Genomic DNA, 12262 nt, shown 5'->3' with positions numbered 1-12262 from the left:
CCCGCCGGCCGGGGCCGCGTGTGCCATCCGGTGTGCGGATGGGGGATCCGTGCAGGATGATGAAGAACGGCACCGGCCAGAATGCGCGGCGACGCTACGAGATCGCCGAACATATTTTGAGGGAAAACATCGTCGCCGGCATGCTGCCGCCCGGCCTGGTGCTGCTCGAGGGGCCGATCGCCGACATCCTGCAGACCTCGCGCGCGCCGGTGCAGCGCGCGCTGCTGGCGCTGGAGGCGGAGGGGCTCGTGCACCGCTTCCAGGGGCGCGGCTTCCTCGTCGGCCCTGAGGATGCCGGGATCGTCGCCAACCGCACCGACATCAAGGCCTTCGGGCTCGTCATCCCGCAGCATGCCGACGAGGCGCTGCAGAGCCGCTCGTCCTGGGAGCGCATCTACACCACGGTCGAGAACGACGTCGCCGGCTGCGTCGTCTTCGGCGAATACCGCATCATCGAGATGGAGCTCGCCGAGCATTTCAACGTCAGCCGCACGGTGGTGCGCGACGTGCTGTCGCGGCTGCAGGAGCGCGGCCTGGTGCGCAAGAACCAGAGCTCGCACTGGATCGCCGGGCCGCTCACCGCGCAGACGATCAAGGATCATTTCGGCCTCAGGCGCATGCTGGAGCCGGCGGCGCTGCTGGCGGCGACGGCCCGCCTCGACCGGGCGCGCCTTGCCGCCTTCTTCGCGCGTCTCGCGGCGCTGGAGGCGGCGGCGGCCGGCGAGGATCTCGAAAACCTGCAGGAACTGCAGGGCGAGATGATCGAGGCCTGCGTGCTCGGCGGCGCCAACGAGAAACTGCGCGAGCTCGTGCGCAAGAACCTTCTGCCGCTCGGCGCCGCGGAGCGGCTGCTGCGCCATCTGGGGCTTCCCGACGACATGACCGCGATCACCGAGATGCGCCTTGTCGCCGAACTGATGATGCGCGGCGCGATCAAGGCCGCCGCCGCCATGCTGGAGGCCCATCTCGATGCCTCGATGCGCCGCATGATCGCCCAGATGAAGATCGTGGCGATCATTCCCGGCCCCTCGGTCACGGCCGGCTATCTGACCCGCGTCGAATAGCCCGGCCGCTGTCATCTCAAGCCAAACTTGCGCGCAGGCGGTCGAGAAGGCCGGCGCGATCCTTTCGCGCCGCCAGCGCCTCCTCCATCGTCACCTTGAGGAAGCGCGTCGGCGTGTGCGGCTGCAATTGCCCGATCAGGTCCATGTCGGCCGAAATCACCGTGCCGACCATGAAATAGCCGCCGCCCGAGACCGCGTCGCGGTGAAGGATGATCGGCTCGGTGCCGCCCGGGATCTGGATCGAGCCATAGGGGTAGCAGCTGTCGACGATGTTCGACGGATCGGAGCCGGCGCCGAAGGGCTGGTCGCGCTCGACAAAGCTCATCTTCGTGCCGCCGCGGAAGCGGTAGCCCATGCGGTCGGCCTCCGGCGCCACCTTCCAGGTGTCGGCGAAGAAGGTGTCCTTGGCCTCCTCCGTCAGCCGGTCCCAGTAGAGGCCGGGAAGGACGCGCAGTTCGGCCGGCTTGCCGGGGCCGCGGCGGAAGTCTTCCGCCACCGTCCGGCCCGCGCCGGCAAGGCTGCCCTCGCCGACCGGCAGTTCGTCGCCGGCGGCGATCGCCCGGCCGTGGAAGCCGCCGAGCGCGCCGATCGGATAGGTCGAGCGGCTGCCGAGCGCGAGCGGCACGTCGATGCCGCCGGAGACGGCGATCAGGATGCGGGCGCCCGATTTCAGCGTGTCAAAGGTGAGCACCTGCCCCGCCTTGACGGCAAAGGCCGTCCAGCCGGGCTGGACCTCGCCGTCGACGCGGGGCGGCATGTCGGCGCCGGTGACGGCGACCAGCGCATCCGCGGTGAATTCGAGCTTCGGCCCCATGAACACGGCTTCGAGACCGGCCGCACCCTCGTCATTGCCGACGAGCAGGTTGGCGGCGCGCAGCGCCAGCCGGTCCATCGCCCCGCCGAGCGGGATGCCGAGATGGAAATAGCCGGGCCTTCCGAGATCCTGGACGGTGGTGGAAAGACCCGGATGCAGAACCTTAATGGCCATGGAGCAGACCCTCCAGCTTGGCGTTGTAGCCGTCGATGTCCTTCTTGAAGTCGCGCAGGTCGAAGGTCACCTCGCGGATCGGCGGGGCGAACAGGCCCTTGTCGACCTCCTCCACCGCCTGGTCGTAGCCGTCGCGATCGACCGGCTTGAAGGTGACGATGTCGCCGGGGCGGAAGAACACCATGAAGTCGCGCAAATACGAGGTCGTCTGCGTCGGGTCGAAGATCGGCATCGGCGTGATGCCGAACATCTGGTAGCCGCCTGCGCCGCGCACGGAATAGATGCAGCCGAAGCAGCCGCCATGGCCGACCGTCAGTTTCGGCGTGTCCGTGCGGGGGCGCAGGTATTTCGGCACCTCGATCTGCCGCTGGCGCTCGACCATCTGGTACATGAAGGGCAGGCCCGCGACGAAGCCGACCATCGAGACGAACCAGGGCGAGCCGGAATGGGCGGCGATGAAATCCTTGACCGTGTCGTAGGAGTTCACCCGCGCCGCATAGTCGAGATCGGTGCCGGAGGGATCCTGATGCCGCTCGCGAAAACGCATCAGCGTTTCATGGGTCCAGGGATCGTTGTAGAAGACGGGGATCTCGACGATGCGGGTCCTGATGACGGGTTCCGCCTTTTCCGCCGCGCCCTCGATCGCCTTCACCTCGCGCAGGATGTCGTCGGGGGAAATGACGTCCGGATCGAACTTCACCTGGAAGGAGGCGTTGGCCGGGCAGATCTCGGTGACGCCGGTGATCGCGCTCTCGCGCACGCCCGTCGCCATCGACAGGGACGTGAAGAAGGCGTCGAGCGACATCTCGTCGCTGCATTCGACGAACAGATGTTCGTCGCCGCCGAACGTGTAGCGTGCGGGCATCAGGCAACCTCCGTGGTCTTGCCGGCCGGGGCGAGGAGCCGCGTTTCGAGCCAGGCTTCGAGGGATCGGGTGTGGAAGGCGCCGGCGCTGACGTCCGGATCGGCGGCGAGCGCCCTGTGCAGCGGGATCGTCGTCGGCACGCCCTCGATGACGAGGCCGTCGAGCGCGGTTGCGAGCCGTTCGAGGCAGGCCTGCCGCGTGTCGGCATGGACGATCAGCTTGCCGAGCAGCGAATCGTAGAAGGGCGGCACGGTGTAGCCCTCGTAGAGCATCGTATCGAAGCGGATGCCCTCGCCTTCCGGAACGACGAGCCGGGTGATCGTGCCCGGCGCCGGCAGGAAGCCGCGCGCGGGATCCTCGGCGTTGATCCGGCACTCGATCGCATGGCCCTTCGCCGCAATCGTCGCTTGAGAGACCGAGAGCGGTGCGCCGCCGGCGACCTTGAACATTTCCTGCACCAGATCGATGCCGGTGATCATCTCGGTCACAGGATGCTCGACCTGGATGCGGGTGTTGACCTCGATGAAGTAGAATGCTTCCGTCTCGTCGTCGTAGAGATATTCGACCGTGCCGGCGCCGCGATAGCCGACCTCGCGGGCGAGCGCCACGGCGCTGGCGCAGAGTTTTTCCCGGACGGTCGTGGGCAGCGCCATCGACGGCGCCTCCTCCCAGACCTTCTGCCGGCGGCGCTGCAGCGAGCATTCGCGCTCGAAGCAATGGACGAAAGTCTCGCCGTCGCCGAAGATCTGCACCTCGACATGACGGGCGCGGGTGATGACCTTTTCGAGGTAGAGCCCGCCGTCGCCGAAGGCGGCCGCGGCCTCTGCCGCAGCCTGCGGGAACTGCTGCTCGAACTCGGCGAAGGTGTTGACGATGCGGATGCCGCGCCCGCCGCCGCCGGCCGCCGCCTTGATCATCACCGGAAAGCCGGTGCGCGCGACGACGGCGCGGGCCTCGTCGAGGCTCGACAGGCGGCCGTCGCTGCCGGGAACGGTCGGCACGCCGGCCTTGGCCGCGACCTTGCGCGCCGCGACCTTGTCGCCGAGCAGCCGGATCGCATCGCCGCTCGGACCGATGAAGATCAGGCCGGCCGCGGTGACGGCATCGGCGAAATCGCCGTTTTCCGAGAGGAAGCCGTAGCCGGGATGCACGGCATCGACGCCGGCGGCTTTTGCCGCCGCGATCACCGCCTCGACGTTCAGATAGGACTTCTTCGGCGCCGGCGGGCCGATCTGGACCGCCTCGTCGGCGAGCTTGACCGCCAGCATGTCGGCGTCCGCCGCGCTGTGGACCTGGACGGTGCGGATGCCGAGCGCCCTCGCCGCCTTGACGATCCTGACCGCGATCTCGCCGCGATTGGCGACAAGGACCGAGCGGATCGTCATGCCTTGACCTCGGCGATCACCTGGCCGGCCATCACCGGCTCCTCGTTGTCGACGGTAAAGGTGATGGCGCTTCCCGAGACGGTCGACGTCACCTGCTGGAAGGTCTTCATCACCTCGATCAGGCCGATGACGTCGCCTTCGGCCACCGGGTCGCCGTCCGCCTTGAACGGCGGCACATCCGGGGAGGAGGCGCGGTAGAAGGTTCCGGGAAGGGGCGACTGGATCTCGTGGCTGCTCATGGATCTCTCCGGTCAGGTCTGTCAGGCGATGAGTTCAGAGGCGGGGACGATGCGGATGCCGGCCTCGATCAGGGCCTTGCGCATCGTCTTGACGATGTCATGGGCGCCGAGCGTGTCGGAATGGAAGCAGATCGATTCGAAGGCGATGTCGATGTCGTTTCCGGCGACGGTGCGCACCCGGCCTTCGGTACAGGCGCGCAGCACCTTCTTCGCGATCGCCGCCGGATCGGGGCGGCCGGCATCGCGCACGAAGACGATCGAGCCGCTGTCGTCATAGTCGCGGTCGGCGTAGAATTCGCGGATCACCGGGTGGCCGGCCTCGCGCGCCACCTGATCGGTGACCGAGCCGCCCATGCAGAAGATCGCCGCGTTCGGCGCGGTCTTGCGCATGTAGTCGACGAAGAGCCGGGCAAGCTCGGGATTGCCGGCCATCTCCATGTAGAGCGCCCCATGCGGCTTGACATGCTGGAGCGACGCGCCGTGGCGGCGGGCGAACTCCCTGAGCGCCCCGACCTGGTAGACGATGTCGTTGACGAGCTCGCTCGCCGTGCCGAGGATCTTGCGCCGGCCGAAGCCCTGCAGGTCGTTGTAGCCCGGATGGGCGCCGATGCCGACGCCGTGCGAGCAGGCGAGCCGGACGGTCTCGTCGATCAGGTTCGGGTCGCCGGCATGGAAGCCGGTGGCGATGTTGGCCGAGCTGATCTCGGCCATCAGATCCGCGTCGCTGGCATCGCCGATCCGCCAGCGGCCGAAGGCCTCGCCCATGTCGCAGTTGATATCGACGGCTGTCTTCACGATGCCCGTTCTCCCGACTTCAGCTTTCACGAACGGTAGGACGAAAGATCGCGTTTGAAAAATTCATTTTTTGATGATTGAATATCGAAAAATCAGATGACGGTGTCCAGTTTCTGGGCAGAAATTACCTTTCTAAAACAAATATTTATGCAGGACATAGGTTGAGATCGCCGTTGATCTGATCAGGCGTATGGTGGTTCTTCGGATTCTTCCGTTCGCAATTCTGAAAATCGGAAGGGAGCTTCTATGTCCTTCAGCCTGCGCCAGCTTCGCTATTTCGTCGCCACCGCCGAGCAGGGCCAGATCTCCTATGCCGCCGTCTCCCTGTCGATCTCGCAGTCGGCGGTGACGACGGCGATCAAGGAACTGGAGCAGGACGTCGGCATCGCCCTCTTCAACCGCACGCCGCAGGGCATGGAACTGACGGCGGGCGGGCGGCAGTTCCTGTCGCATGCCTACGAGATCCTCGCCAAGGTCGACGAGGCGACCCATCTCAACCTCGTCTCCAGCGACGTCGAGGGCGAGCTGACGATCGCCGCCACCTATACGGTCATGGGCTATTTCCTGCCGCTGCATGTCGAGCGCCTGCGCCGGCTCTACCCGAAGCTGAGGCTGCAGCTCTACGAGGTCAATCGCGAGGCGATCGAGGAGGGGCTGCTCTCCAACCGCTACGACATGTCGGTGCTGCTCACCTCCAACATCCTCAATCCGGCGCTGTCGACGGAGACGCTGATGAGCTCGGTGCGCCGCCTCTGGCTTCCGGCCGGCCATCGCCTGTCGAAGCTCGGCCATGTCGGCCTGAAGGAGGTGGCGGAGGAGCCCTATATCATGCTCACCGTCGACGAGGCCGCCCACAGCGCGCTGAAATACTGGAGCACCACCCCCTACCAGCCGCGCGTCATGCTGCGCACCTCCTCGATCGAAGCCGTGCGTTCGATGGTCGCCAACAATCTCGGCGTCGCCATCCTCTCCGACATGGTGCACCGGCCCTGGTCGCTCGAAGGCCGGCGCATCGAGACGCTGACGGTAAAGGACCCGGTGCCGTCGATGGATGTCGGGCTCGCCTGGCGGGCGAGCTCCGCCTTTACCCCGGCGATGCGCGCCTTCCGCAGCTATTTCCAGCAGGCCTTCGGCCTTCCCGGAACCAATGCCTGACGCGGCCATTTTAGTGTCGACAGTTGTGAATGCAGATGCTAGGCTCCGTGCATGTCAAGCAGGGGGCGCGCGATGAGGAATTCACCGTCGATCGACGAGCAGGTCGAGATGTACCGCAAGATGATCGTGGTGCGCCGGCTGGAGGAAGGGCTCGGGCTCTTGCACAAGGAAGGCCGCACGCGCGGGCCGATCCACCGTTGCGACGGGCAGGAGGGCGTCGGCATCGCCGCCACCGCCGTGCTTGCCGCCGGCGACAAGGTGACGACCACCCATCGCGGCCATGCCCATTACATCGGCAAGGGCATGGACCTGCGCGCCGTCATCGCCGAGATCTTCGGCCGCGAGACCGGCGCCTGCGGCGGCCGAGCCGGCCACATGCTGATCGCGGACGCGGAAAAGGGCGTGATGGGCGGCAATGCCATCGTCGGCGGCAGCATCCCGGCGGCGACCGGCATGGCGCTGTCGCTGCAGGTGCTCGGCAAGGGCGACGTCGCCGTCTGCTTCTTCGGCGATGGCGCGGCGCAGACCGGCATTTGTCACGAATCGATGAACATGGCGGCACTGTGGAAGCTGCCGGTCGTCTTCATCCTCGAACACAATATGTACGGCCTGACGGTCCCCTCTTCGGTGCAGTCGCCGGTGAAGGATCTGGCGATCCGCGCCGCCGGCTATGGCATTCCCGGCGAGATCGTCGACGGCAACGACACGGTCGCCGTCTATCGCGCCGTCGGCGAGATGGTCGAGCGCGCCCGCCGTGGCGAAGGCCCCGGCATGATCGAGGCGAAGACCTATCGGTTGGAAGGCTTCTCCACCTCCGACATGGGCGGCTACCAGTCGGCCGAGGAAGTGGCCGGCTGGAAGGCGCGCGACCCGATCACCGTCGCCTTCAATGCGCTGAAGGCCGAGATCGGCGAGGAGAAACTTCGGGAAATCGACGAGGCTGCCACCGCCGAGGTCAAGGCCGCCTTCCAGCAGGCGCTTGCCGACCCCTATCCCGCCTTCGAGATCCATGCCTGGAGCGGCGCCTATTCGGAGATGAACTGATATGGCGATGATGCGCTATGCCGAGGCCCTGAATGCGGCGCTTCGCGAGGAAATGCAGGACGACCCGACCGTTTTCATCTTCGGCGAGGACATCGGCCGTTACGGCGGCGTCTTCAAGGTGACGCGCGGCCTGATGGAGGAGTTCGGCGAGAACCGCGTGCGCGACACGCCGATCTCCGAGCAGGCGATGACGGCGATGGCAGTGACGGCGGCGATGACCGGCACGCGGCCGATCCTCGAAATCATGTATGCCGACTTCCTGCCGTTGACCCTCGATGCGCTGGTCAACCAGGCCTCGATCTACGACTACATCTGGAACGGCCAGGTCTCGATGCCCTTCGTGCTGCGCACGCAAGGCGGCGGCGGCGCCGGTGCCGGCGCGCAGCATTCGAAGGCGCTCGATTCCATGCTCGCCCATATTCCCGGAATCAAGGTGGTGGCGCCGGTGACGCCCGCCGACGCCAAGGGCATGCTCAAATCGGCGATCCGCGACCGCCAGCCGGTGGTCTTCCTCGAACACAAGCTGCTCTACAACACGCGGGGCGAGGTGCCGGAGAACCGCGATTTCACCGTGCCGCTCGGCAAGGCCGATACGCGGGTCACAGGTTCTGACGTGTCGATCTTCGCCACCTCGCGCATGGTGCTCGAAAGCCTGAAGGCGGCCGAACTGCTGGAGAAGGACGGTGTCTCGGCCGAGGTGATCGACCTGCGCACGCTGCGTCCGCTCGACATTTCCGCCATCAAGGCGTCGATCGCCAAGACCAACCACGCCGTCGTCGTCAACGAGGGCTGGACCTTCTGCGGCTATGCGGCGGAACTCTCGGCGAGCATCATGGACCATTGCTTCGACGATCTCGACGCGCCGGTCGCCCGCGTGGCGCTGCCGGACATGCCGATCCCCTACAGCGAGCCGCTGGAAATGGCGGTGCTGCCGAATGCGGAAAAGATCCGCGCCGCCGCGCTGAAGACGCTGGGCTGAGGGCGGATCATGAGCCATCCGATCATCATCGAGAGCGCCGGCGGCGAATATATGGAAGAGGTGCTCGTCGTCGAATGGCGGGCGAAGCCCGGCGATGCCGTGAAGAAGGGCGAGGTCGTCGTCGTCGTCGAGACGGCGAAGGCGGCGACCGAGATCGAGGCGCCCGCCGACGGTGTCCTCACCGACATCCTCTATCCGGTCGGCAAGGAGGCGCCCGTCGGCGCGACGCTCGGGATCGTCGGCGACGGCGTCGTCGGCGTGGCGCGGGCCGACGCGACCGGCGCGCCGGTCGACAATTCGCTGATCGCCGCCGCCGAGGGTGCGGTCCTGCCGCCGGAGACCTCGTTGCAGGCGCCGGCCGTTCGCCCCGCCGGCGCCCGCGTCGTCGCCAGCCCGCTCGCCCGCCGGCGCGCCCGCGAGGCCGGCATCGATCTTTCCGGGCTGACGCCGAGCGCGGCGAGCGGCCGGATCAAGAGGCGCGACGTCGAGGCCGTCCTTGCGCGCGCCGCTGAAACGCCGCTGCCGGCGGCAAGGCCTGCCCCGTCCGTCCCGGCCGGGGCCCTGCCGCCGATCGTCTTCCTGCACGGTTTCGGCGCCGACCGCAGCATCTGGCGGCAGGTGACGGCGCTGATCGGCCGCGACCAGCCGGTGCTGGCGCTCGATCTCCCCGGCCATGGCGACGCCCTATCGATGCCGGCGGCAAGCGTCACGGAAATGGCGCTCGCCCTCTCCGACGTGCTCGAGGAAAAGCGCATCGACAGCGCCCATCTCGTCGGCCATTCGCTCGGCGGCGCGGTGGCGCTGGCGCTGACCGCGCTCGGGCGCGTCTCGGTGCGCTCGCTCTGCCTCATCGCGCCTGCGGGCCTCGGGCCGGAGATCGACCACGGCTTCGTCGCCGGCCTGTCAAAAGCCGGGTCGGAGGCTGCCCTGGCGCCGTGGCTCGCTCGGATGGTCGGCGATCCGGCCGTCCTTCCGCCCGGCTATGCGGCGGCGGTGCTGCGCCAGTGGCGCAAGACCGGCGCGCAGGAGAAGCTCGCCGGCCTCGCATTGCAGCTCTTCCCGGACGGCGTGCAGGCGGAAGGCGTCGGCGCCGCGCTTGCCGCCCTGCGCGTCCCGGCCAAGGTGATCTGGGGCCGGCGCGACGCGATCATCCCGCCCGCCCATGCCGAGGCGGTCCCGGGGAGCGTGGCGCTGCACCGGCTCGCCGGCATCGGCCACGTGCCGCAGATCGAATGCCCCGAGATCGTCGCCAGCCTCGTCGGCGAACTCGTCCGCTCTGCCCGCTGACGGCCCTTTCCTTTCACCCGCACCTCCCCCGCGGGTCACCTCGATGCGCCTTCGGGCGCATCCTCTTTTTCCGGCGGGGATTCCCGACAAAAGCCCGGAACTGCACAACAAAAGTGTCGACACACCATTATGCACTGTGTCATGATCGCCCCATGTTTTCCCCAGTCTGACACGCGGAAGGGCTTCCCATGATTTTCGATCACCGCACCTACACCGCCCGGCCGAACAAGCTCTCGCATTTCCTGAAGCTCTATGAGGATGTCGGCCTGCCGATGCAGCGCCATTATCTCGGCGAGCCCTTCGGCTTCTTCCAGACCCATATCGGCGATCTCTCGCGCACCGTGCACCTATGGAAATATGACAGTCTCGCCGACCGCGAGGCGCGCCGCGACGCGATGGAGGCCGATCCGAACTGGCAGGACTATCGCCGGAAGGTGATCGAGACCGACTATCTCCTCGACATGCGCAACCAGATCCTCAAGCCCGTTTCCTTCTTCGATCCCGGCAAGTAAGCGCGGCGAAGACCGCACAACCACGGACGCCCACAGCATGAAGCTCGATTTCGACATCGCCGGCGCGCGGTGGACGGTGACCTGCGCCCCGGACAAGGCGCCGCGCACGCTGGCGGCGCTCGCCGCCCATCTGCCGATGGCGCTGCAGCTGCACACGCCGAAGATCGCCGGCAGCCACATCTACTGGCATGCGCCCTTCGTCGAGGATGTCGAGGGCGCCGTGCACGTGCTCGACGCGCGGCCGGGCGCCTTCATCTACTGGCCGGTGCGCCAGTTTCTCGAGATCACCTTCGCGCCGCTGCAGGCGGAGACGGCGTCGGTCACCGTGCTCGGCCATCTCGACGGCCCGGTCGAGGGCATCGCCGCGCTCGCCGCGCGGCTGCGCGACGGCCAGGGCCGGGGCCGCTTCGAGGGCACGCTGTCGCTTGCCGACAGCCATCCGTTTGGCAAGAGCCCTGCCGCCGAACCCGGCGTGCCGGCCGGAATCATAGAGGCCCGAAGGGTCCTCTGGGCCGCCTGCCCGGCCGACATCGCGGCGCTGACGCGCTCGCGCGCGATCATGCATCCCGCCGGCCCCGTCTTCATGGCGGAATCGGAGGCGCGGGTGCTGCACGAGACGCTCTGGTGGGTGCGCGAACGCCTCGAACGGGATCCGGCGCCGATGCTGCGCTATGCGGCGGCGCTGGCGCTGAACAAGGCCGCCGTGCGGCTGCGCGACTTCTGCCACCTCTCGACCTCGGCGGATGCGCTCTTCGCGCTCGAGGCGGCCCTTGCCGACGAAACCGCGGCACTTGCCGCCCTTGTCGACCAGGCGATCCTGACGAGCGGCCGCATCGCCGCCTGGATCGATCTCCTGATCCCCTGGTCGGACGTCAATACGGGCTTCCGCGCCGCGCTCGACGGCGACGCGGCACCGCGCGCGGCGGCGGGCTGAACCATGGCGATCGACCGCGATTATCTCCGCCGCCAGGGCGCCGTCGGCATCGTCGGCCTCGGCACGATCGGCCAGCGCTGGGCGGCCGCCTTCCGCCATGCCGGCCTCGACGTCCGGGCCTACGATCCCGATCCGTCCCGCGCGGCGGCCTTCGACGCCGCCTTCCCGGCGCTGCTTGCCGATGTCGAGGCGCTGCACGGACCGGCACCGGCCCTCGGCGCCTTCGTCTTCTCCGGCGACCTCGGCGCGGCGCTCGCCGGCGTGACCTTCGTGCAGGAAAACGGGCCGGAGCGCCTCGACCTCAAACAGGCGTTGCTCGCCGAGATCGAGCGCCATGTCGACGACGACGTCGTCATCGCCTCGTCCTCCTCGGCCCTCATCGTCAGCGAGATGCAGCGCGCCTGCGCCCGGCCCGGCCGCATCGTGCTCGGCCATCCCTTCAACCCGGCGCATCTGATGCCGCTGGTCGAGATCGTCGGCGGTGCGGCGACCGCGCCGGAGACGGTGGCGACGGCGCGCGCCTTCTACGAGGCGATCGGCCGCAAGCCGGTGGTGCTCAACCGCGAGGTGACCGGCCATCTGGCGCTGCGGCTGATGGGCGCGATGTGGCGCGAGGCGATCGCGCTGGTGCGCGACGGCGTCGCCTCGGTCGAGGACATCGACCGCGCCTTCGTCTACGGCCCTGGGCCGAAATGGACGCTGCAGGGCTCGTTCATCTCGAACCACCTCAATGCCGATGGGATCGATGCCTTCCTCGTCAAGTACGGCCCGACCTACCAGGCGATCTGGGACGATCTCGGCGATGCTATGCTCGACCGCGAGACGATCGCGACCGTGTCGTCGTCGCTGCGCGATACGCTCGGCGCGCGGAGCGACGACGACCTCAGGGCCGAGCGCGACCGCGGCCTCGTCAAGATCCTGAAGGCGGTCTCGGAAGACGGCGCGCTTTAGACCATGTCCGGCCGGGGCGGGGTCGTTCCGGCGCCGGACGCCGCGGTCGAGACGACATGACGCA

General features: G+C 67.8%; 13 protein-coding genes. 8 read left to right on the top strand and 5 right to left on the bottom strand.

Translation table 11 applies throughout. The features are described 5' to 3' along the window. Window positions 1–56: 56 nt before the first annotated feature. Window positions 57–1064, top strand: coding sequence for a GntR family transcriptional regulator (locus tag ACEVQ6_RS17455; protein WP_374890312.1), 1008 nt, complete (start codon window positions 57–59; stop codon window positions 1062–1064). 16 nt (window positions 1065–1080) lie between these two features. Here the strand turns inward: ACEVQ6_RS17455 and ACEVQ6_RS17450 are convergent, their stop codons facing one another. Genes ACEVQ6_RS17450 through ACEVQ6_RS17430 form a run of 5 tightly spaced genes read right to left on the bottom strand, consistent with a single transcriptional unit; the run spans window position 1081 to window position 5336 of the window. Continuing rightward, window positions 1081–2052, bottom strand: a complete 972-nt coding sequence (locus ACEVQ6_RS17450) for a 5-oxoprolinase subunit C family protein (protein WP_374890311.1) — start codon at window positions 2050–2052, stop codon at window positions 1081–1083. Beyond that, window positions 2042–2917 (bottom strand): 5-oxoprolinase subunit B family protein, encoded by an 876-nt coding sequence (locus tag ACEVQ6_RS17445; protein ID WP_374890310.1) that lies wholly within the window; start codon window positions 2915–2917, stop codon window positions 2042–2044. The genes ACEVQ6_RS17450 and ACEVQ6_RS17445 overlap by 11 nt, the downstream gene beginning before the upstream one ends. Further along, entirely contained in the window at window positions 2917–4302 is a 1386-nt protein-coding gene (locus tag ACEVQ6_RS17440) for an acetyl-CoA carboxylase biotin carboxylase subunit (protein WP_374890309.1), read from the bottom strand. The genes ACEVQ6_RS17445 and ACEVQ6_RS17440 overlap by 1 nt, the downstream gene beginning before the upstream one ends. After that, a complete protein-coding gene (locus ACEVQ6_RS17435) occupies window positions 4299–4541 on the bottom strand; it encodes an acetyl-CoA carboxylase (RefSeq protein ID WP_374890308.1) in 243 nt (80 codons plus the stop codon). The genes ACEVQ6_RS17440 and ACEVQ6_RS17435 overlap by 4 nt, the downstream gene beginning before the upstream one ends. Window positions 4542–4562: 21 nt before the next feature. Further along, window positions 4563–5336, bottom strand: coding sequence for a 5-oxoprolinase subunit PxpA (locus ACEVQ6_RS17430; protein ID WP_374890307.1), 774 nt, complete (start codon window positions 5334–5336; stop codon window positions 4563–4565). 246 nt (window positions 5337–5582) lie between these two features. Here ACEVQ6_RS17430 and ACEVQ6_RS17425 point away from each other — a divergent pair, with 246 nt between their 5' ends. The 7 genes from ACEVQ6_RS17425 (at window position 5583) to ACEVQ6_RS17395 (ending at window position 12198) form a co-directional block, all read left to right on the top strand. Continuing rightward, a complete protein-coding gene (locus ACEVQ6_RS17425) occupies window positions 5583–6491 on the top strand; it encodes a LysR family transcriptional regulator (RefSeq protein ID WP_374890306.1) in 909 nt (302 codons plus the stop codon). A 72-nt stretch (window positions 6492–6563) separates the two neighbouring features. Next, entirely contained in the window at window positions 6564–7535 is a 972-nt protein-coding gene (locus ACEVQ6_RS17420; RefSeq protein ID WP_374890305.1) for a thiamine pyrophosphate-dependent dehydrogenase E1 component subunit alpha, read from the top strand. Between the two features lies 1 nt (window position 7536). Next, window positions 7537–8514: an alpha-ketoacid dehydrogenase subunit beta gene (locus ACEVQ6_RS17415; protein ID WP_374890304.1), complete on the top strand. Its 978-nt coding sequence runs from the start codon at window positions 7537–7539 to the stop codon at window positions 8512–8514. Between the two features lie 9 nt (window positions 8515–8523). Then, entirely contained in the window at window positions 8524–9801 is a 1278-nt protein-coding gene (locus ACEVQ6_RS17410) for an acetoin dehydrogenase dihydrolipoyllysine-residue acetyltransferase subunit (protein WP_374890303.1), read from the top strand. Between the two features lie 188 nt (window positions 9802–9989). After that, on the top strand, window positions 9990–10313 hold the full coding sequence (locus ACEVQ6_RS17405) for an NIPSNAP family protein (RefSeq protein ID WP_374890302.1): 324 nt from the start codon (window positions 9990–9992) through the stop codon (window positions 10311–10313). Window positions 10314–10350: 37 nt separating this feature from the next. Next, window positions 10351–11247, top strand: a complete 897-nt coding sequence (locus ACEVQ6_RS17400) for a hypothetical protein (protein WP_374890301.1) — start codon at window positions 10351–10353, stop codon at window positions 11245–11247. Window positions 11248–11250: 3 nt separating this feature from the next. Continuing rightward, a complete protein-coding gene (locus ACEVQ6_RS17395; RefSeq protein ID WP_374890300.1) occupies window positions 11251–12198 on the top strand; it encodes a 3-hydroxyacyl-CoA dehydrogenase NAD-binding domain-containing protein in 948 nt (315 codons plus the stop codon). Window positions 12199–12262 lie beyond the last annotated feature (64 nt).

It is taken from the genome of Ensifer soli, from assembly GCF_041928815.1.
GTDB lineage: Bacteria > Pseudomonadota > Alphaproteobacteria > Rhizobiales > Rhizobiaceae > JBHFEI01.
This window is presented reverse-complemented; position numbering and strand designations above follow the sequence as displayed.